The organism is Pseudomonas putida (assembly GCA_029953615.1).
Classification (GTDB): Bacteria; Pseudomonadota; Gammaproteobacteria; order Pseudomonadales; family Pseudomonadaceae; genus Aquipseudomonas.
Window position 1 is genome coordinate 50,540 of record CP124529.1, and the last position, 21,030, is coordinate 71,569.

Annotated in this window: 17 protein-coding genes and 4 pseudogenes; 7 read left to right on the forward strand and 14 right to left on the reverse strand. The window is 62.8% G+C overall.

Going from position 1 to position 21,030, the window contains the following annotated elements:
* Positions 1-69: 69 nt before the first annotated feature.
* From QIY50_00275 to QIY50_00290, 4 genes and pseudogenes are all read right to left on the reverse strand, one after another.
* Positions 70-1,969: pseudogene (locus tag QIY50_00275) on the reverse strand (PAS domain-containing protein).
* Positions 1,938-3,101, reverse strand: a complete 1,164-nt coding sequence (gene nosP / locus QIY50_00280) for a nitric oxide-sensing protein NosP (GenBank protein ID WGV20795.1) — start codon at positions 3,099-3,101, stop codon at positions 1,938-1,940. The pseudogene QIY50_00275 and the gene nosP overlap by 32 nt, the downstream one beginning before the upstream one ends.
* Before the next feature lie 272 nt (positions 3,102-3,373).
* The gene (locus tag QIY50_00285) at positions 3,374-4,558 is read right to left on the reverse strand and encodes a porin (protein ID WGV20796.1); all 1,185 of its coding nucleotides are present in this window, start codon (positions 4,556-4,558) and stop codon (positions 3,374-3,376) included.
* Positions 4,559-4,765: 207 nt separating this feature from the next.
* Positions 4,766-5,653, reverse strand: coding sequence for a MerR family transcriptional regulator (locus tag QIY50_00290; GenBank protein WGV20797.1), 888 nt, complete (start codon positions 5,651-5,653; stop codon positions 4,766-4,768).
* A gap of 154 nt (positions 5,654-5,807) precedes the next feature.
* On the opposite strand from QIY50_00290, the pseudogene QIY50_00295 reads away from it, so the two are divergent.
* The 7 genes and pseudogenes from QIY50_00295 (at position 5,808) to QIY50_00325 (ending at position 11,314) form a co-directional block, all read left to right on the forward strand.
* Positions 5,808-6,255: pseudogene (locus QIY50_00295) on the forward strand (PAS domain S-box protein).
* Between the two features lie 102 nt (positions 6,256-6,357).
* Positions 6,358-6,780: a nuclear transport factor 2 family protein gene (locus QIY50_00300; protein ID WGV20798.1), complete on the forward strand. Its 423-nt coding sequence runs from the start codon at positions 6,358-6,360 to the stop codon at positions 6,778-6,780.
* Positions 6,777-7,544, forward strand: coding sequence for an SDR family NAD(P)-dependent oxidoreductase (locus QIY50_00305; protein ID WGV20799.1), 768 nt, complete (start codon positions 6,777-6,779; stop codon positions 7,542-7,544). Before QIY50_00300 ends, QIY50_00305 begins: the two co-directional genes overlap by 4 nt.
* Positions 7,535-8,783, forward strand: a pseudogene (locus tag QIY50_00310) (FAD-dependent oxidoreductase). Before QIY50_00305 ends, QIY50_00310 begins: the two are co-directional and overlap by 10 nt.
* The gene (locus QIY50_00315; GenBank protein WGV20800.1) at positions 8,780-9,589 is read left to right on the forward strand and encodes a DUF1365 domain-containing protein; all 810 of its coding nucleotides are present in this window, start codon (positions 8,780-8,782) and stop codon (positions 9,587-9,589) included. Before QIY50_00310 ends, QIY50_00315 begins: the two are co-directional and overlap by 4 nt.
* Positions 9,564-10,826 (forward strand): cyclopropane-fatty-acyl-phospholipid synthase family protein, encoded by a 1,263-nt coding sequence (locus QIY50_00320; GenBank protein WGV20801.1) that lies wholly within the window; start codon positions 9,564-9,566, stop codon positions 10,824-10,826. Before QIY50_00315 ends, QIY50_00320 begins: the two co-directional genes overlap by 26 nt.
* Entirely contained in the window at positions 10,826-11,314 is a 489-nt protein-coding gene (locus QIY50_00325; protein ID WGV20802.1) for a DUF2878 domain-containing protein, read from the forward strand. Before QIY50_00320 ends, QIY50_00325 begins: the two co-directional genes overlap by 1 nt.
* A 116-nt stretch (positions 11,315-11,430) precedes the next feature.
* Here QIY50_00325 and QIY50_00330 read toward each other — a convergent pair whose 3' ends face one another.
* The 10 genes and pseudogenes from QIY50_00330 to pstB all read right to left on the reverse strand — a co-directional run bounded on the left by QIY50_00330 (position 11,431) and on the right by pstB (position 21,021).
* Positions 11,431-12,957, reverse strand: a complete 1,527-nt coding sequence (locus QIY50_00330) for a cryptochrome/photolyase family protein (protein WGV20803.1) — start codon at positions 12,955-12,957, stop codon at positions 11,431-11,433.
* 44 nt (positions 12,958-13,001) lie between these two features.
* Entirely contained in the window at positions 13,002-13,523 is a 522-nt protein-coding gene (locus QIY50_00335; protein WGV20804.1) for a chalcone isomerase family protein, read from the reverse strand.
* A 199-nt stretch (positions 13,524-13,722) separates the two neighbouring features.
* Entirely contained in the window at positions 13,723-14,277 is a 555-nt protein-coding gene (locus QIY50_00340; GenBank protein ID WGV20805.1) for an XRE family transcriptional regulator, read from the reverse strand.
* A gap of 228 nt (positions 14,278-14,505) precedes the next feature.
* A complete protein-coding gene (locus QIY50_00345; GenBank protein ID WGV20806.1) occupies positions 14,506-15,864 on the reverse strand; it encodes an aspartate aminotransferase family protein in 1,359 nt (452 codons plus the stop codon).
* A gap of 69 nt (positions 15,865-15,933) precedes the next feature.
* A complete protein-coding gene (locus tag QIY50_00350) occupies positions 15,934-16,707 on the reverse strand; it encodes a gamma-glutamyl-gamma-aminobutyrate hydrolase family protein (protein WGV20807.1) in 774 nt (257 codons plus the stop codon).
* Between the two features lie 72 nt (positions 16,708-16,779).
* Positions 16,780-18,127, reverse strand: a pseudogene (locus tag QIY50_00355) (glutamine synthetase family protein).
* A 27-nt stretch (positions 18,128-18,154) separates the two neighbouring features.
* Positions 18,155-18,709 (reverse strand): XRE family transcriptional regulator, encoded by a 555-nt coding sequence (locus QIY50_00360; GenBank protein ID WGV20808.1) that lies wholly within the window; start codon positions 18,707-18,709, stop codon positions 18,155-18,157.
* Between the two features lie 159 nt (positions 18,710-18,868).
* Positions 18,869-19,468 (reverse strand): hypothetical protein, encoded by a 600-nt coding sequence (locus tag QIY50_00365; protein WGV20809.1) that lies wholly within the window; start codon positions 19,466-19,468, stop codon positions 18,869-18,871.
* A complete protein-coding gene (locus tag QIY50_00370) occupies positions 19,468-20,166 on the reverse strand; it encodes a hypothetical protein (protein WGV20810.1) in 699 nt (232 codons plus the stop codon). Before QIY50_00370 ends, QIY50_00365 begins: the two co-directional genes overlap by 1 nt.
* A gap of 93 nt (positions 20,167-20,259) precedes the next feature.
* Positions 20,260-21,021, reverse strand: a complete 762-nt coding sequence (pstB, locus tag QIY50_00375) for a phosphate ABC transporter ATP-binding protein PstB (protein WGV23126.1) — start codon at positions 21,019-21,021, stop codon at positions 20,260-20,262.
* Positions 21,022-21,030: the final 9 nt, after the last annotated feature.

Below are 21,030 nucleotides of genomic sequence, written 5' to 3' on the forward strand. Positions count from 1 at the left end.
AGGTATTGCGCAACACTGAAACCTGCGGGAATCCTGTGGGAGCGGGCAAGCCCGCGAAGAGGCCGGCGGCTATGACACACTGCTGCCCAGCAAATGGCTCATCGCCGCCTTCAGCCTCATCGGCCGCACCGGCTTGTGCATCAAGGTGTGCCCCAGCTCGCGGATCTGTTGCTTGAGCTCGTTGCTGTAGTTGGCGGTGATCATCATCGCCGGCAAGGGCTGGGCGCGGCGGGCATTGATCCGCGCCACGGCATCGACACCATTGCAGTCGTTGTCCAGGTGGTAGTCGGCGATCAGCAGGTCGGCCTCGGCATGGTAGTTGTCCACCTGGCGCGCCAGGTCCTCCTCCGACAGCGCGGTGACTACCTGGCAACCCCACCCCTCCAGCAGGGTGCGCATGCCGGCGCAAATCGCCGCATCGTTATCCAGCACCCATACCCGCGCCCCGCGTAGCCGTTCGAGCATCGGCTCGCTGATCGCCTGGCTCGGCTGGGCCTTGGGCGCGGTGGCACTCAACGGCACCTCCACCGCGAATACCGAGCCTTTGCCAAGCCACGAGCGCACCCGAATCCGGTGGCCGAGGATGCCTGCGATCTTTTCCACGATCGCCAGGCCCAGGCCCAACCCACGATCCTGGTCCGGGCGCTGCACATCGCCGCGCCTGAACTCCTGGAACATTTCTTCGAGGTGCTCCTCGGCAATACCGATTCCGCTGTCCCATACTTCGATCCGCAGACCGCCACGCAGGCGTCGGCAACCCAGCACCACGCGGCCGCTGGGGGTGTAGCGAATGGCATTGCTGAGCAGGTTGCGCAGGATCCGCGCCAGCAGCTGGATGTCACTGCGCACCACGGCAGAGCAACCCACGAAATGCAGCTCCAGCCCTTCGCTGCGCGCCACCTGGGCGTATTCGGCAGCGAGGTTGTCCATCAGTTCGTGCACGGGCGAACGGGGCGACATCGGCCTTGATCACACCGGCATCAAGCTTGGAAATGTCCACCAGCGTACCTAGCAGGTTCTCCACATCCGCCAGGGAGTTGCTCACATTACGCACCAGGTGAGCACTGTTCTGCGGCTCGCGGTGCTCGAGCAAGGCACTGGTGAACAGCCGCGCCGCATTCAGCGGTTGCAGCAGGTCATGGCTGACGGCGGCAAGAAACTTGGTTTTCGACAGGTTGGCCTGCTCGGCCTCGCGCTTGGCCTCGCGCAGGCGCGATTCCACCCGGCTGCGCTCCTCGATTTCGCGCAGCAACTGCTCGTTGAGGCTGGTCAGCTCGGCGGTGCGCTCGCGTACCCGCTGCTCCAGGTGCTGATAGGCCTGGTGCAACGCCTGTGCGGTATTACGCCGTTCGGTGATGTCGCGGATCAACACGAAGATGCCCACCACTTCACCGTTGGCCAGGCGGTTCGGCACGTAGGAGCGCAGCATGTAACGTTCCTGGCCCTTGATATTGGTTTCGGCGAACTCGAAGGTTACGCTCTCCCCTGCCAGCGCCCGCGCCACGTAGGCCTCCAGGCGCTGGTAATGCTGCTCGCTGTGGGCCTCGCGCAGGCTCTGGCCCAGCATCACGCCGCGGGGCCAGCAGTACCATTCTTCATAGACCTTGTTGGTAAATTCGTAGACCAGGTCGGCATTCAGGTAGGCGATCAGCGCCGGCACATGGTCGGTGATCAGGCGAATCTGGTGCTGGTGGGCGGTCTCGGCCCGCTGCCGCGCCTCGCTGAGCAGGTGGTTGACGGCCTTGAGCTCGGCCATGGCCTGGTTCAGCGCTTCGGTACGCTCGCGCACCTGCTCGGCCAGCACCACCGAATGCTGGAACGCGGCATAAGGGTCGTTGCCCCGCGTCACGCCAGACTCGATACGCTCGATCAGCGCGCCGTTGATACGCTGCAGCTTGTGGTTATGGTGCTGCAGCCGGGCGACCTCGGCCTGCAGTTCAGCGACCGACAGGAGGCCGGTTGCGGGCAATGGCGACCCCGGTAAAGGTCTGGTTGATGTGCATGCCATTGAACTGTTCTCCGTAGGTGTTGAAACCGATCACCCGCTGCTCGCGCAGAAACGCGCCGATCGGCTCCAGGCCGTGCCGGGCTTCCAGCTCCAGCCGCCGCAGGAAGCAATCGCAGCCGATGGTCAGCAGCAGCGGGCCGAGGCGCTGCTGCAAGCCGTCGAACAACTGGTGCAGGTTGGGCAACAGCGGGCCTGGAGTCATGGCGGTAAGCACGATGCCGTTTTCCACCGCGCAGTAGAAACTCAGGCTCAGGTCCGGGTGCACTTGCTGGATCGCCCGCACGTAATACTGGTCATGGATGCGCACAGCCAGTGGATGGGCGGCGAAGACCCGATGATCGAGCTCGGCCACCGGCACGCCGATGTGCCTGGCGTATTCCTCGGCAGCAGGCTCGGCATTCAGCTCGATGACCCGGCGCTGGGCACTGTCGGCGCTGGTGACCACCAGCTTTTCCTGGCGCGGCAGGATGTGGTGGGTGGTGAACACTTCGAAGTCGAGCCAGGTATTGACCAGCACCACCACCGCCGCGCCGTGGCGGAACGCGCCGCCGTAATACACGTGGGTGCGGGTCAGGTAGTTGTCATCGCCGGCCGAACCGCCGAAATGCGGGATGTCGCCCAGGGCGGCACTGAGGGCGGCGAGCACCATCTCCTCGCGGCTGGACAAGCCATCGAGCAGGGTCAGGGCAAAGCTGTGGCCCTTGATCGGCGCCAGGGTATTGCTGCGGCAGGTGCCGACCAGGCGCTCGACCATCTGCTGGGCGTCGATCAGGCTGAAGCGCTCCATTTCATCGATCAGCTCGGTGGCGATGGAAAAGTGCCGATGATCGAACCCGACTGCCGTTATGCAATTACGGCCATAGCCCTGCGGGGTGATTTCGCCGGCGCTGGTGCAGCCGACCAGGCGGATACCACCAAAACCCTGCTCCAGGGCCTCGCCCAGGGCCTGCAGGTCGTATTCGGCAGAGCAGAAGAACAGCACGAAGCCCAGGTGCGGGTGCAGCAACTGCGCCGCCAGCTCCTGGGCTGCCTGCCGGGCGTCGGTGGCCTGGGACATGGCGCTGACCACCCCGTCGTTGTGAGCCTGTTGCATCGTGGTCTCCGGCGCGGGTGGCTGAGTGATGAGTGTACGAAGGCGATCATCGAGGACGAATGCTACTTGGGTAGCGGGTGGGCGGTTCGATGGGTGTAAAAACCACCATCCGGGGCCGCCTTGCGGCCCATCGCCGGCAAGCCAGCTCCCACCTCGACCGCATCGACTTCAAGCCATGTGCAGTACCTGTGGGAGCCGGCTTGCCGGCGATGGGCTGCGCAGCAGCCCCCGACCACGGTGCGATGCGCACACCGTGGCTGGAGGCAAGGTCACTACCAGGTCAACACCGCCCCCACCGCAAAGGTATCGGTGTCTTCGTTCTGGTCACTGGTTTCATGCCCATCGATGGAGAACTGGTTGTACTCGGCAACCAGCTTGAGGTTGTCGTTGACGTCATGGAACAGCGCCACGCCGCGGGTTTCGTAATCCGCACCACTGCCCACCGCGCCGTTGCCATCGTCCTTGGTCTTGCCATAGGACAGCGCCACGCGGTTCTTGCCGACCTTGTAGGAGCCCTGCAGCAGGTAGCCATCGCTGTCGACGTTGCGCAAGGTCGGTTCGCCAGCGTTATTGGTGAAGAACGGGTTGATGCCCTTGGCCTGGAACCCCGAACCGGTCAGCGACAACCCACCCATCTTCGCCTGCACACCGTAGCCGACACCTTTGGAGGTGACCGACTGCACCGCCGGGTCGGTGTTGTCGGAGGTCTGGTAGCTGCCGTTGAGCCAGCTGTAGATCTGCGCCCCACCCAGGTCGAACTGGTAGGTGATCTCGCTCTCGGTACGCGGGTTCTCCTGGTAGGCCTTGCCGGTCGGGCTGCTGTCGTTGGTGTCTACCGGGTCCATGATGCCCACCGCTACCCGCAGGCCGTCCATCACTGGGGTGCGGTAGGTGATCTGCGAGGTGGGGAACGGGTACGGGTAGCCACTACCGATGTTGCCGAACGACACCCCGCCGCCATCCACCAGCCCCAGGGTGTCACTGACCTGGCCATAACCGGCCAGCAGCTCGTCGAGCAGAATGTTGGAACGGGCGAACAGCCCGAAGTCCTTGCCGATCAGCACCTCGCCCCACTCGGGGTTGGCCACGGTACCGTAGAACTGGCGCACGTCGATGGCCGTGTCGGTGCCGTTGGTTTCACTGTCGTTGATGGTCACCCAGAACGAGGCACGCGCCCCGAGCTTCAGGTCATCCACCTGCTTGCCCATGTTGAAGCCCAGGTAGTTGGGCAGAAAGCCCATCTTCACCCGTGACTGGCGGCGGTCGAACTGCTCGCCTTCGCGATCGACATCGCTGTTGACGTAGAAGGCGTTGATGTAGCCGTCGGTGGAAAACGTCGTCTGGTCCTTGTCGTACAGCATGATCTCGGCCTGGGCGAGGCTGCTCAGGCAAAGGGTCGACAGGCTGACGGTAACAGCCGTCAGCAAACGTGAGGACAGGTTCTTATTGTTGTACATGGCGCGCTCCGAAACGGGGACGGGATGTCGGAGGCGATTATCAGAAGCTGGCAAACAGCCAGAAACACTGCCTTGGAAGGGCTTGGCAGGCGCTTTGGGCCGGCGCGCAGGGCGCGATGATTCAGACCCAGGACCGGGTTACGTCCAGAGGCAAGACTTCTGGCCTAACCCACAGGAGCAGGTAGGGATCAATACCGCAGGCCCCGGTCAGAGGTCCAGGGCACCCTTGAGCAACGCATTGAGCGTGCTTGCGGCGTCAGCGCGTTGCTCGTCCAGCAGACACAACGGCAGGCCTTGCCAGGCTGTTGGCGAATCGGCCAGCCCCCCGCCAATCAAGGCCAGCGGGCAAGCGATCTGCATTTGCAGCGATCGCAGGCGCCTGGCCAAGGCAGCGTCCACCGGCACCTGGACCTTGATCACCAGTGCTGCTGGCTGCATGGCCGCACACAGCATGGGGATTTCTTCCAGCGGCTGCCCGCACCCGAGTACTTCGACGCGTTGCTGCTCGTTGCTCAACAACAGCCCGGCGCACAATACCTGCAGTTCGGCTTGCCCCTCGGTGCCCACCAGCAGCACGTGCGGCGCATCGGCCTGGTTCATCTGCAGGCGCAGCAGCAGGCGGGCGCGCAAGAACATGTCAAGGAACAGCCATTGACTACGCTGCCCTGGCTCAAGGCCTGAAGCCAGGCCATGCCAGACCGGCATCAGCACCTCACACAGCACGGTGGCCTTCGGCAGGATGGTGAACAACTGCCCATGGATGGCTTCCAGCGCTTGTGTATCGAATGCCCTGGTTGCGCGCTCCACGGCGGCGCGCCAGTCGTCGAAGCCCGAGCGCTGGCGCACCGGCACATCTGGCTGACCGGCGAGAATGTCGCCTACCTTGCTGATGGGCACGCCATTGCCGGTCCAGTGCAAGATGTCGCGTATGCGCTGGACATCCCGGGCCGTGTACAGGCGATGGCCGCCCTCGGTGCGCTGCGGGCTTATCAGCCCATGGCGCCGCTCCCAGGCCCGCAAGGTCACCGGATTGATGCCGGTCAGGCTGACCACATCGCGCATGGGTAGCAAATCGGCTGGGGTGGCGTCAGTCATGATGGGGGTTTATCTGGGGGGTGGCACATTCTAAACCCATATGCACCTTCTGCGGCGAGCCTCCTTGGTTCATCATGCAACAAACGGCGCCGAGGCCTTCTGCACGCAGGCCAGGCTGCGCACTTCGTATACGAAATGCCTGTAGGTGGGCCCCATGATCAACGCGAAACTCCTGCAACTGATGGTCGAGCATTCCAACGATGGCATCGTCGTCGCAGAGCAAGAAGGCGACGACAGCATCCTTATCTACGTCAACCCCGCCTTCGAACGCCTGACCGGCTATCGCGCCAGACGAAATCCTGTATCAGGACTGCCGTTTTCTTCAGGGTGAAGATCATGACCAGGCGGCCCTCGCCAACATCCGCGAGGCAATCCGTGGAGGCCTCCCGTGCTGCCAGGTACTTCGCAATTACCGCAAGGACGGGAGCCTGTTCTGGAACGAATTATCCATCACGCCCGTGCACAACGAGGCGGATCAGTTGACGTACTACATAGGCATCCAGCGCGACGTCACAGCGCAGGTTTTCGCCGAGGAAAAGCTGCGCGAGCTAGAGGCCGAGGTAGCTGAATTGCGTCGGCAACTGGGCCAGGCGGACCGCTGAGCAAAACCTGTACAAGATCGTTGACTTGTATAGATTTACGCTTAGACTTCAGCTATACCTGTACAGCAAGCCATTTTTGTACAGGATTCCCTGGAGCCCAGCATGTCAGCGTATCTGCAGCAATTCGCCGAGCACTTCACCAGACTCGACGGGGGCAACCTCGACACCCTTGAAAAGCTGTACAGCGACGATGTGACCTTTCGGGATCCATTGCATCAGATCCAAGGGCTTCGGGCTCTGCAGGCATACCTGGCGCAGCAGTACGCCAACGCTCACGATATTCGCTATCACTTCTCCAGCATCGACGAGGTGACGCCTGGTCAAGGTTACCTGCGTTGGACCCTGCAGTTCCGCCATCCACGCCTGTCCCGTGGTCAGCAGATCAGCTTGCAGGGATGCAGTTACCTGCAATGGCATGACCGGGTGCATTTTCACCAGGACTATTTCGACGCTGCGGCCTTGCTGTACGAACATGTTCCGGTGATGGGCGGTGCGATTCGATGGCTCAAAGGCCGAATGGCATGAGCCGCTGCTGGCTGACTGGCGCAAGCAGCGGTATCGGTGCCGCACTTGCGCGTTGCCTGCTGGAGCAAGGCCACCAGGTTGCCTTGGGCGCACGCCATGCGGATCGACTCGCGCCATTGGCTGAACGCTTCCCCGGGCAGGTGCTGCTGGCCACTGGCGACCTTGACGACCCTGTACAGGTAGCCGGGATGGCAACCCGTATCGAGCAGGCCTGGGGGGCGCTGGACCAGGTGATCCTCAATGCAGGCACCTGCGAATACCTGGAACCGGGCCGTTTCGACCCTGCCCTGGTCGAGCGCGTGCTGCGTACCAATTTCCTTGCTGTCAGCTACTGCCTGGCGGCGGCCTTGCCCCTGCTTCGCGCCGGTCAGCACCCTCACCTGGTGGTGATGGGCAGTTCGGTGACCTGGCTGGCCTTGCCCCGCGCCGGCGCCTATGGCGCGTCCAAGGCAGCCGTGCGCTATCTGGTGGAATCGCAGCGCATCGACCTGGCCCGCGAAGGCATCGCCGTCACCCTCGTCAGCCCAGGCTTTGTGGACACGCCATTGACCCGTCGCAACGATTTTCCCATGCCGCAGCTATGGTCGGCGCAGCGCGCAGCCAGCCATATTGCCAGACGCCTTCCCGAGCGCCCGCTGGAAATCAACTTCCCCTGGTTCTTCACCCTGGTGTTGCGCCTGCTTGGCGCACTGCCCGCACGCCTGCGCCTGGCGCTTGGGCAACGCCTCGCCCGTCATGAACAGGAAGATGATCCATGCGTATAGCAATCATCGGCAGCGGCATCTCAGGGCTGTCCTGCGCTCACCTGCTGTCACGCAGGCATGAGGTTACGGTTTTCGAAGCCGGGCAATGGATCGGGGGCCACACGCATACCCTCGACGTGATCTGGCAAGGTGAACGCCATGCGATAGATACCGGCTTCATTGTCTTCAATGACTGGACCTATCCGCACTTCATCCGCTTGCTCGAGCACTTGAAGGTGGCCTCACGGCCGACCGAAATGAGTTTCTCGGTGCATGATCCGCTCACCGGCCTGGAATACAACGGGCACGACCTGAACACCCTGTTTGCCCAGCGCCGCAACCTGCTGTCACCGGGCTTCTGGGGGATGCTACGGGATATTCTGCGCTTCAATCGTCAGGCGCTCGCCGACCTGGATAACCCAGCGTATCGATACCAACGCTACCCTCGGCGCCTACCTCCAGGCGCAGCGGTATGGGCAGCGCTTCATCGATCATTACATCGTACCGATGGGGTCGGCGATCTGGTCGATGTCCCGCGCGGACATGCTCGGCTTCCCGCTCGCGTTCTTTGTGCGGTTCTGTCGCAACCACGGCTTGTTGTCGGTCAACCAACGCCCACAGTGGCGTGTGGTCGAAGGGGGCTCGCGCAGCTATGTCGGTCCGCTGTGCCGGCCGTTTGCCGGGCGCATTCGCCTCAACTGCAAGGTTTACCGGGTCCGCCGCGACGAAGGTGGCGTCACCCTGATGAGCGCTGCCGGTACCGAGCGTTTCGACAATGTGGTGTTCGCCTGCCATAGCGACCAGGCCCTGGCGCTGCTGGAAGCGCCAAGCGTGCAGGAACGGGAAGTGCTCGGCGCCATCGGCTATGCCAGCAGTGATGTGGTACTGCACACCGATACCCGTCTGCTACCCCGCCGCAAACGTGCGTGGGCCAGCTGGAACTACCGTCTCGGCGGGCCACCGCAGGCCCCTGCCGCGCTGACCTACAACATGAACATTCTGCAAGGTATCCAGGCGCCGGTGACTTTCTGCGTGAGCCTGAACCAGACTGCACTGGTGGATCCGGCACAGGTCATCGCCCGCATCCGGTACGACCATCCGCAATACAGCCTTGCGGCGTGCGCCGCGCAGGCACGCCAGGCGCAGCTGCAGGGTCATCTCAACAGTTACTTCTGCGGCGCCTACTGGGGCAACGGCTTTCACGAAGATGGCGTGGTCAGTGCGCTGAAGGTGGCCGCGCATTTCGGAGAGCACCTGTGAACAGCAGCCTTTGCACGGGATGGGTCAGCCACCGGCGCCTGAGGCCGCGGCCCCACGCGTTCCGCTACAGGATCGGCATGTTCTACCTGGACCTGGACGAGCAAGCCTGGCTGACAGGCCTGTCACGCTGGCTGTGGCGCTGGCGCCTGGCGCCGCTGAGCTGGCGCCAGGCGGATTACCTGCCAGCCTGGACCCGCCAGGGCGAGACGCTGGCCCAGGCTGCACGCTTGCTGGTGCAGAAGGCAACGGGAGACATGCCCGCAGGGCCGGTGCACCTGCTCACGCAATTGCGTTGCTGGGGGCTGTCGTTCAACCCGGTGAGCTTCTATTTCTGCCATGAGCGCGACGGGCGGCTGACAGCGATCCTGCTGGAGGTGCGAAACACGCCATGGCACGAGCGCTTTCATTACGTGCTGCCGGTGCAAGAAAACCTTGCCAGGCCCTTCACCGTCGCCAAGGCCTTCCATGTGTCGCCATTCATGCCACTGCACATGGACTATCGCTTGCGCTTCACCCTGGACGCTGAACATGTACGCATCCACATGGAGAACTGGCAAGCGGATCGCAAGGTGTTCGAGGCCGACCTGGCCCTGCAGCGCCAGCCGCTGGATAAAGCCGCCGTGCACCGATACGTACTGGCCTTCCCATGGATGAGCCTGCGCACCGTCCTGGCCATCTACTGGCAGGCACTGCGCCTGTTGTTCAAACGCACGCCCATCCATGACCACACGCCCAGCCAGAGTGACCTGGCGCTCGGCCATTGCTGCGAGGACCCTGATGATGTCGAACCCCACCCTGAGCGTTAGCAAGTTCGCCGGCCTCGGGCCATTGTTCGGTGGCCTGGCACGAAACGCCGTGCTCACCCGGCTGGGCAGGCTGCGCCATGGCCACCTGCGCCTGCTCAGCCATGGGCAGCAATGGAGCTTCGGTGACGCCGACAGCCCATTGCAGGCCGAAGTGGAGATCCTTGATGACATCACCTGGAGCCTGATAGCCGGCAATGGCTCGATCGGTGCTGGCGAAGCCTACATCCACGGCTATTGGCGAAGCCCCGATCTGGCGCTGGTGACTCGCCTGTTCGTCGCAAACCTCGAGGTACTTGACGCACTCGAGGGCGGCCTGGCCCGCTTCGGCCGCCCGGCCCTGCGGTTGCAGCACAAACTCAACCGCAACAGCAGGCGCGGTGCCCGCCGCAATATTCTGGCGCACTACGATCTGGGCAATGCCCTGTTCGAGCGGCTGCTAGACCCCACCATGATGTATTCGGCAGCTCAATTCGAACACCCTGGGCAGACGCTTGAGCAAGCCCAGTTGCACAAGCTGGAGCGTATCTGCCAGAAGCTGGAACTAAGCCCTGACGACCACCTGCTGGAGATCGGTTGCGGTTGGGGCAGCCTGGCGATCCATGCCGCCACCCGATATGGCTGCAGGGTCACCACAACGACGCTCTCCGAAGCGCAGTACAGTCACACCCTGCAGCGCGTTCAGGCCTTGGGGCTGGAGCAGCGCGTAAAAGTGCTTCGCGAAGACTACCGCGATCTTCAGGGCAGCTTCGACAAACTGGTCTCGATCGAGATGATCGAAGCCGTCGGCCATCGTTACCTGCCGGTGTATTTCCGCCAGTGTGCCTCTTTACTCAAGCCCGACGGCCTGATGCTGTTGCAGGCAATCACGATCCGCGACCAGCGCTATGCGCAGGCGCGGCGGTCGGTCGATTTCATCCAGCGCTACATCTTCCCCGGCGGCGCCCTGCCTTCGTTGAGCGTGTTGCTGGAAACTGCCAGCCGGCACACCGCCCTCAACCTCCTGCACATGGAAGATTTCGGCCAGGACTATGCCCGCACCCTGCAGCATTGGCGAGAAAACCTGCGCCAGGCACGCACGGCATTGACTGAGCTGGGCTATGACGAGATGTTCCAGCGCCTGTGGGAGTTCTACCTGTGTTACTGCAAAGGCGGTTTCGAGGAGCGCACCATCGGTGTCGCGCATCTGCTCTGGGCAGCGCCGCAGGCACGGCGTGCGCCCTTGCCTGGCAGTGCCTGATGAGCCGTCGCCAGCTGGTCGCCAATGCCCTGTGGTTACAGGCTGGCTGGTGGCTCTGCGTACTTGGCGCCGGAACCCCGCTGCTCGCGGTGCTGGTGATTGCCGGCCTGGCCATACACCTGAGCCTGTGCCCGGATCTCCACGCAGAGCTAATGGCGCTGTTGCGCGTAACGCCGGTCGGGTGGGTACTGGATAGCGTGCTGGGCGCGCTGGGCGTGTTCGGCTTCGACACCTGGCCACTGCCGCTGTGGCTCGCGCTGCTGTGGCTGGTGCTGGCCAGCGGCATGCGTCACAGCCTGGCATGGGCGGGCAGGCACTGGCGGTGGGGTGCGCTGCTGGGTGCAATTGGCGGCCCGCTGGCCTATGTAGGCGGAGCGAGGCTGGCAGATGTCGACCTGCCCATGGGCCCACTGCAAACCGGCCTGCTACTGATGCCGATATGGGCCGTTACCCTGCCCCTGCTCGTGCGCCTCGCGGCGCGGTGCTGACTTGCGGCATCGTTCAGAGCAGTAGCGCACCTGCGCCCAGCAACGCGCCCAGCGCTTGCGCCAGTTGTACGGCAGTCCGCACACCACACAGACCTTGCTGGGCAAAAGACCCTTTTTCATATCGGCTGCGCTGCATCGAGTCGTGCCAGTAGTGCCTGCCCACGCTGCCAGATGGCATCGCGGCGCTCGGCCGACATGCCATCGAGGCTTCGATAGACCAGCGCCAGACGCGGGTTAGCCGAAAGCAGGGGGCGATGGCGAATCAGAAAATGCCAGTACAAGGCATTGAACGGGCAGGCATCCTCCCCGGTCGCCTGGCCAACCCTGTAACTGCACGCCTTGCAATGGTCGGACATGCGCTGGATGTAACGACCACTGGCGCAGTAAGGTTTGGAACCGAGGTAGCCGCCATCGGCGTACATCACCATACCCAGCGTGTTGGGCAGCTCGACCCAGTCGAAGGCATCCATGTAGACCGCCAGGTACCATTCACAGATCGCGGCTGGGGCAATACCGGCCAGCAAGGCGAAGTTGCCGGTGACCATAAGCCGCTGGATATGGTGAGCGTAGCCCAGGCGAAGGGTCTGGCCGATGGCCTGTTCCATGCAGCGCATGCGGGTGCGCCCGGTCCAGTAGAATTCCGGCAACGCTCGCTCGTTGCCCAGGTAATTGAGCGCGGCATACTCCGGCATGCGCAGCCAATAGATGCCATGTACATATTCGCGCCAGCCGATCAGCTGGCGAATAAAACCCTCGGCTGCATTGACAGGCACCCGCCCCTCACGCCAGGCCTTGTCGACCTCATCGCACAGGCAACGGACGTCCAGAAGCCCGATGTTCAGCGCCGCGCTGATGCGCGCATGGAACAGGTATGGCTCGCCCTCGGCCATCGCGTCCTGGTAATCACCGAAAGCCGCCAGGCCGAACTCCAGAAAGTGTTGCCAGAGCTGCAGTGCCTCGGCATGGGTCACAGGGTAGTCGAAACCGTCGATGGCTCCGTAGTGGTCGCTGAAGCGTTGACGTACCAGGGCTATGACCGCTGCCGTGATCTCGTCCTGCTCGAAATGCGCGGCGAAGGGGCCACGTAGCTGGCGAGGCAAGGCCTTGCGATTGTCGCCATCGAGATTCCAGGTTCCACCTGCCGGGCTACCGTCAGGCTCCAGCAGCAGGCCGGTACGCCTGCGCATGCCACGGTAGAAGTGCTCCATGCGCAGTTGCCCACGCTCCCGGGCCCAGCGCGCGAAGGCTTCGCGAGAGCAAAGAAAGCGCGTGTCGCGATGCCACACAAGCGGCAGCGCAGCATTGCGCAACGCCTGCTCCAGGCGCCACTCACCGCACTCGGTCAGGTGAATGTGCGTGGCTCCCAGGGCTTTCTGCCAGCGCCGCAACTCGCCCACGATGGTACCGCTGTTGCCGTCATCGTCGAGTTGCACATAGTACACTTGCCAACCGCGCTCACGCAGCGCCTGGGCGAAGTGCCGCATGGCACTGAAGATCAGAACGATCTTCAGCGGATGATGCGGTACGTAGCGGGCCTCCCCTTCCACCTCCGCCATCAGCAAAGCATCGCGGGCAGGATCGAGGGCTTTCAGGCTTGCCAGGTCGAACGACAGCTGGTCACCCAATACCAGGCCCAGGCGCATCGTTCAGGCTACTCCTGGCTGGTCAGCGTTACCGCTACGCAGATTCATGGCACGCCCTCCAGCAGACGCTGACGCAGTTGTTGATCCCTGGCCCGCGGATCGAGCCAGATGGCGAAGAACGCCCGGGCAAAGACCGGGTCGGCGATCGCCCGGCTGAGTTTGCCATCGACGTAGAAGCGGCAACCCTGCCCCGGCATGTACAAGCCGGTAATGCGCATCCCAGGGCGTACATCCACGAACGCCTGCTGCATTGCCTGGGACCACGCCGCGCGCCGCTGCGGTGTCACGCTATCAGCATCCAGGCGGTACATCTCCTCAAGGCTGGCCTGTACCAGCATGTCTCTGGACAACCTTCGGTGATAGGCGAGCTCAAGGGCAAAAGGCCGGTTCCAGTCCTGAACCGGGCCTGCTGCCCATAGCTGTGCGGTGTAAAGGCGCAGGCCGAACCAGGTGAACTCACCGGAGCCCAGCCGTTGTGCCGCCGGGAGCTCCGCTCGCCAGTCCGCCGCCTCGGACAGGGCTGTCAGTAGCAGGCAAAGCCAGGCCCAACGAGCAGTGCGCGCCATATTGACCTCGAGCACCCAGAAAATTGTACAACATAGGCAATTATGTACAGCTTTTAACCGAGTTGTACAATTTTTACCTGCCGACCCTGGCGCGACATGGCGGCGGAACGGGTGAAAGTGGCCGATCACCTATGTGGCACTGTCGGCGCAGACCGGGTCGATCAGCGACAATCATCTTGGCGAGTGGTACAGCTACGCGTCAGCTGAACACCCAGAGCACACGGGTGGGCTTGTCGGTGAGGTTGGCGTAACGAAAACTGGCGTGAGGTTGCAGCTGAAAACTGTCACTGGCGCGCAGCGTTACCGGCTCGCCGCCATCCAGCCAGACGGTCAGCTCGCCTTCGAGCACGAAGCAGCCCTGCTCCGAGCTGTCGTCCAGGTACTCCTCGCCACTGCTGGCGCCCGGCTCCAGGTGGCTGTCGAGCATGGAGAACGCACCCGTTATCGTCGGGGACGCCAGCACATCGGTGATGCCGCCGGCCAGGTGCAGCGTACGACGCTCGTGCGGGCGGGTAACCCAGTCGAGCTCGCGGGGCTTGTCCAGCTTGTAGAAATAGGCAGTGGAGACACCAAGCTCTTCGCTGATGGCCGTGAGGTCGGCCACGGTTGGCCGCGACACGCCCCGTTCTACCTGGGACAGAAAGCCCACCGAACGGCCGATGCGCTGGGCCAGTTCGCCCAGTGTCAGGCCCTTGAACTTGCGCAGGTCGCGAATCAGTACGGCCAGGCCTTCGATCTCTTCGTGCACTTTCATGGTTGAATCGCGACTTTCGGATGGGAAAATTGATGCCCTGAAAAGTACATGATTCATTTCACAAAGCAAGATGCTTCAAGGAATTGCGGGAACCGGCAGTGTAATCCGGGGCCGCCTTGCGGCCCATCGCCGGCAAGCCAGCTCCCACAGGTACTGCGCAGCACTTTGAAGTCGATGCGGTCCAGGTGGGAGCTGGCTTGCCGGCGATGGGCTGCACAGCAGCCCCCCTTACCGGACAGCCTCGTACGTCAGGTCCAGGCACTTGCGGGCTTTTTCCACCAGTTCGTCGATCTCCTCGATGCTGATCACCAGCGGCGGCGCGATGATCATGGTGTCGCCCACGGCGCGCATGATCAGGCCGTTGTCGAAGCAGTGCTGGCGACAGATCATGCCGACACCTTTGCCCTCGTAGCGGGCGCGGGTGGCCTTGTCCTTCACCAGCTCGATCGCGCCGAGCATGCCCAGGCCGCGTACCTCGCCTACCAGCGGGTGGTCGGCCAGCTCGCGCAGGCGTTGTTGCAGGTAAGGAGCGGTCTTGCCGTGCACCTGCTCGATGATATGTTCGTCACGCAGTATCCGCAGGTTCTCCAGGCCCACCGCCGCCGCAACCGGGTGGCCGGAATAGGTGAAACCGTGGTTGAAGTCGCCGCCTTCGCTGATGACTTTGGCCACTTCGTCACGCACGATCACGCCGCCCATGGGGATATAGCCGGAGGTCAGGCCCTTGGCGATGGTCATCAGGTCGGGCTTGAGGTCGTAGTAGTCGCTACCGAACCACTCGCCTGTACGGCCGAAACCGCAGATCACTTCGTCGGCAACGAACAGGATGTCGTACCTGGCCAGGATCTCCTTCACCTTCGGCCAGTAGGTCTGCGGCGGAATGATCACCCCGCCGGCGCCCTGGATCGGTTCGGCGATAAAAGCAGCGACGTTGTCCACGCCAACTTCGAGGATCTTCTTCTCCAGCTGTTCGGCCGCCCACACGCCGAAGTCAGCCTCGGTCATGTTGCCGCCTTCGCCATACCAGTACGGCTGCGGGATATGCACGATATCCGGGATCAGCCCGCCCTGCTGGTGCATGCCGCTCATGCCGCCCAGGCCCGCGCCGGCCACGGTGGAGCCGTGGTAGCCGTTGACGCGGCCGATGATGACCCTCTTGTTCTTCTGGCCCTTGAGCGCCCAGTAATGGCGGACCATGCGCAGCACGGTGTCGTTGCCTTCGGACCCGGAACCGGTGAAGAACACATGGTCCATGCCTTGCGGGGCCACATCAGCGATGGCCTTGGCCAGTTCCAGCGCGGGTGGGTGCGCGGTCTGGAAGAACAGGTTGTAGTACGGCAGCTGCCTCATCTGGCGGCTGGCGACATCGGCCAGCTCATCGCGGCCATAGCCCACCGCCACGCACCACAGGCCGGCCATGCCATCGAGAATCTTGTGGCCTTCGCTGTCCCAGAGGTACACGCCCTTGGCCGAGGTGATGATACGCGGGCCTTTCTCGGCCAGTTGTTTCACATCGCTGAACGGCGCCAGGTGGTGGTCGCGGCTCATCGCTTGCCAGGCAAGGGTCTGCGAATGCTGCTCACTCATTGACTTCACTCCATCAAATTGCGCAGCTGTGCTACGCGGGTACTTTTTTGTAATTGGGAAAGATCGCTGTCAGGCGGACTTCAACAGCATCTGGCGCAGTACCGAGCGATGCCGGCAAGCCTTGCCAAAGGACTGGAAGATGGTCAGGTAATGGGGGTTATCCATGACCTGGAACTCGGGGTGCCATTGCACGGCCAGGGCAAAGCCTTTGCCGTTCTCGACCGAAATCGCCTCCACCAGGCCGTCGGGTGCCAGCGCTTCCACCCTCAGCCCGGGGGCCAGAACATCGATGCCTTGGCCGTGGATGGAATTGACGTCGAAAATCGCCGGCAAGCCCATGCGATCAAGCAGCCCCCCTGGCTCTACATGCATGGTGTGGCGCGGGCCATACTGCTTTTCGATGGGCTCGCCTTTGCCTTCGCGGTGGTCCATGAACACGCCGGCCTCGTGGACCTTCTGGTGCAAGGTGCCGCCTAGCGCCACGTTCATTTCCTGGAAGCCACGGCAAATGCCCAGCACCGGTACACCGGCAGCGATGGCCGCGCGCATCAGCGGCAACGTGGTGGCATCACGCAGCGGGTCGTGCCGGGTGCCCTCGGCGCTGGCCTGGCCGTTGTAGTGGAACGGCTCGATATTGGACGGCGAACCGGTGAAGATCAGCCCGTCCACCACGTCGAGAATGTCGGCGCTGTCCATCAGCTCGCCAAGGCTGGGTATCACGATGGGTAAGCCACACGCTGCCTTGGCCGCCGCGCGTGCGTACTTCTCGGCGATGGTCTGGGTGGCATGCTGCTCAATCATGCTGGTGCATGCGGTAATGCCAATAACGGGCACACGTGGCATATCTTCCTCCGGCAAATCGGTATTGCGCGTGGTATTGAAACGTTGGAAAGGCGGCTGTTCGGGCAGCAGCAGCTACAGGAACCAGCGGTACTCGCGGGCATCGATGTGGCGCATGAAGTCCAGTTGCTCCTGGTATTTGTTCTCGCAATAAACCATGACGAACTCACTGCCCAGGCCTTCGTTGACCACTGGGTGGTGGCGCATGGCGGCCAGGGCGCTGAGGGCATCTTTGGCGGAAGTCGATGCCGCTCTGGCGGTTGTCGTTCAGCGGGGCGATGGGCTCGATGCCACGATCCAGGCCATGCTCCATCCCGGTCAGGATGGCCGCCAGCACCAGGTAGGGGTTGGCGTCGGCACCGGCAAGGCGGTGTTCGATGCGCAGGTTGCGCGGGTCGGACTCGGGGATGCGAATACACGCATCGCGGTCTTCGAAGCCCCAACTGGCCTTGCTCGCCGCGTTGACCATGGCGCCGTAACGGCGGTAGGCATTGTGGTTGGGGGCGAAGATCGGCATGCAGTGGGGCAGCAGTTCCAGGCACCCTGCCACCGCATGGCGCAGCTTGCGCTGGTCATCGCCGGCGAGGATGTTGTTGCCAGCGTTGTCGTACAGGCTGACGTGCACATGCATGCCGCTGCCCGGTGCGTCGAGGTACGGCTTGCTCATGAAACTGGCACGGTAGCCATGCTTCATCGCGATGCCACGGGTACTGCGGCAGAACAGCGCCGACCAGTCCGCTGCGCTCAGGGCATCGTCGCTGTGCGAGAAGTTGATCTCGAACTGGCCCGGGCCCAGCTCAGCGGTGATGACGTTCGCCGGCACGCCCTGCTCGTTGGCACCATCGACCATCTCGTGCAGCACCGGTGCGAACCGCGACAGCCGCTCGATGTGCATGTTCGGCTGGTCGTCCTGGTCATCGGTCGCCTTGTCGCGTGGGTACTGTGGCAGGCCGTTATCGAGCTTGCGGTCGAACAGGTAGAACTCCAGTTCGAAGGCCACCACCGGGCGAATGCCGCGCCTGGCCAGGCGCTGGATCACGCGGGCCAGCACCTCGCGGGGCTCGAACTCGATGGGCTTGGCGGTGCCGTCGGAGGTGATGAGCATCTGCGCGATCAGCTCTTTCTCCCAGCGCACGGGTTTGAGCGTCCCTGGCACCAGGCGGCGGGCAGCATCCGGGTCGCCGTCGGCAAAACAGTAGTCACCGATTGGGTAGAGGCCACCCTGGGTGCCCAGCAGTACGCAGTTCTGCGGCAATTTCAGCGGCGTGCCAGCTGCGACTTTTTCCAGCATGTCCATGGGGTAGCGCTTGCCGTAGAAGTGCCCGGGGATATCCAGCGCAATCAGGTCGACATAACGTATTTCTGGGTGCTGCGCCCGGAACGAGCGCACTTCAGTCAGCAGATCCGGAAAGACGACACTCATCTTCTTGTCCTTGTGAGGTGAACGAATTCAATTGAAAACCCAGAGCACGCGGGTGGTTTTCTCCGTCAGGTTGGCGTAACGGAACTGCGCGTGGGGGTGCAGCTGGAAGCAGTCGTTGGCCTGCAGGGTCACGGCGTCGCCATGGTCCAGCCATACCGTGAGTTCGCCTTCGAGCACGAAGCAGCCCTGCTCGGAGCGGTCGGTCAGGTACAGCTCGCCACTGCTGGCGCCTGGCTCGAGGTGGCTGTCGAGCATGGAGAACGCGCCGCCGATGGTGGGCGAAGCCAGCACATCGGTGATGCCCGACTCGAGGTACAGCGTGCGTCGCTCGTGGGGGCGCGTGACCCAGCTGATGCTGCGCGGTTTGCTCAGGTTGTAGAAATACGCGGTTGATACGCCGAGCGCTTCACTGATGGCAGTGAGGTCTGCCACGGTGGGGCGAGAAACTCCGCGTTCAACCTGGGACAGAAAGCCGACCGAGCGGTTGATGCGCTCGGCCAGTTCGCCCAGGGTCAGGTTCTTGAATTTGCGCAGGTCGTGAATAAGGATCGCGAGGGCTTCAACCTCTTCGTGCATCTTCATCGTTTGAAACTGCCGTGAAATTTTTAGAGTTATTTTTCATGAAAAATTACATGAAAAATTTCACGAGTCAAGCCAAACCCGAAAATGGGAAGCCGCGCATGGGGATGTGGGGGGTAACGAGTAGCGAAGAGGCGTAACGGGAAAAGGGCCTTGAAGCCCTCAGGATGCGAGGGCTTGCGAACGCTGCCGTACCGGCATCTCGTAGCGGTGCGGTTGCTGCCAGGCCAGCTGTGCCTGGACATCAGTCGCGGCATCCATCACCTTCTGTGCCCAGTTCTCATCCTTGGGGCACACCACCACCACGCGAAAACCGTGGTCGACGCCTTCCAGCCGCACGCCTTCGGAATCATCGACATGCAAGTCGATATCGAAGGCCGACGGCAACTTGGAGGGCGCATTCTCAAGCCCGTTCACGGCCAGGATATGCTGGTGCCGGTCACTGTTGACCACGCCATCGACACGGATACCGTAGAGCATCAGCCAACGGCGGATGTAGGACGGCGTGCGCCCCGACGAGGTGTAGATCCAGATGCTGCAACCCTGGCGGCGCAGGTCGCGGATCAGCGAGCGCGTGCCACTGCGCAGGGGTTCACCCAACCAGCGGTGGACGAACGCCGGCAGCTTGCTGTCCTCGGCTGCGGCGTGGTCGGCCTGGCAGGCAAGCGTGTCGTCGATATCGAACGAAATGCGTACCTGCGGGCGATTGAACGTGCGCTCGATGGCTTGCCGCCCGCGCTGGAGCAGTGAAGGCGTCGGCATCAGCGGCACCTCTCGCGCGCCGGCACCGATGTGCAGCCCAGGAAGAACTTGCCGGGCTCGGGCGCCTTCGCTTCAAGGAAGGCTGCGTACTTTTTCTTGATCTTGGGTAGTTCGTACAAGGCCTTGACACCATGCTTGGCGGAGTTGCGTATGACCGAGGACGGGTTGAAGTAACCCTCGGCGTTGTCCAGCGACAGCACGAAGGGCGGTAGCCCCGCGCGCATCAGCAAGTAGCTGACAATGAGCGACCCCGTGCGGTTGTTGCCTTCGATGAACAGCTGCGGCTTGCTGAGAATGCGAACGTAGACACCTGCCGCGCGCTTCCAGATCGAGTCGCTGCCATACGAGCAGTACCAGTTGTAGAGGTCCTTGATGCCGCCCTCCACATTATTGAAAAAGTGCGCCTCGGTCGCCGCCAGGTGCGGGGCAAACTCCAGCCTGCGCGCCGGGTCGTTGCCGCACAGCACGGTGGCATTGATCTCCAGCATAAGGTTCAGTTGCTGAAGGTCGAAAAGGTCGACACCCCGGGCGACATAGTCGTCAATCAGGGCATAGCCTTCAACCACATTCAGCAGCACCTCGTCGGTAAACGGATCCCGCGGTTCGGTGAAGTGCTGGCTGAGTTCGGCAAAGCGGGCCTGCACCTCACGCAGTGCGCGCTCTACCGCTGGCAGATCAAGACGACACGTCGCTCGCATTGGAAATCCCTGGTAACACTTGACGGAAGGTAATGCGGCCGGGTGTTGCTGCCTTCCTGGCTGCAACACCCGACCACCTTGGCGCATGAGTCCTCAGCTGAATTTGCCGCTGATGTAGTCGGCGGTCAGCTGCTCACGCGGGTTCTGGAAAATCTGCGTGGTCGGGCCCATCTCGACCAGGTAACCGGTACGGGTGCCCTTGGAGATGTCGACCGAGAAGAACGCGGTGGTGTCGGCCACACGAATAGCCTGCTGCATGTTGTGGGTCACCAGGGCGATGGTGTAGTCCTTCTTCAACTCGACCATCAGCTCTTCTACCCGGCGGGTGGCAATCGGGTCGAGCGCCGAGCAGGGTTCGTCCAGCAGCAGCACTTCCGGTTCGGTAGCAATGGCGCGGGCAATGCACAGGCGCTGCTGCTGGCCACCGGACAGGGCCAGGCCGCTGACCTTGAGCTTGTCCTTCACTTCGTCCCACAGCGCGGCGCCCTGCAGGGCGTGCTTGACGCGGTCGCCGATGTCGCCCTTGTAGCGGTTCAGGCGCAGGCCGAAGGCGACATTGTCGAAGATGCTCATCGAGAACGGGTTGGGCTGCTGGAACACCATGCCGATGTAGCGGCGTACCACCACAGGGTCGACGCCCTTGCCATAGACATCCTGGCCCAGGAAGTGCACATGGCCTTCGAAGCGGAAGCCCTTCACCAGGTCGTTCATGCGGTTCAGGCTACGCAGCACGGTACTCTTGCCGCAGCCGGACGGCCCGATGAAACCGGTGATCTCGTTTTTCCTGATCGGCACATGGCTGTCGCGAACGGCCATGAAATTGCCGTAGAAGATCTTGTCCAGCTTGCAGTCCATGACAATGGG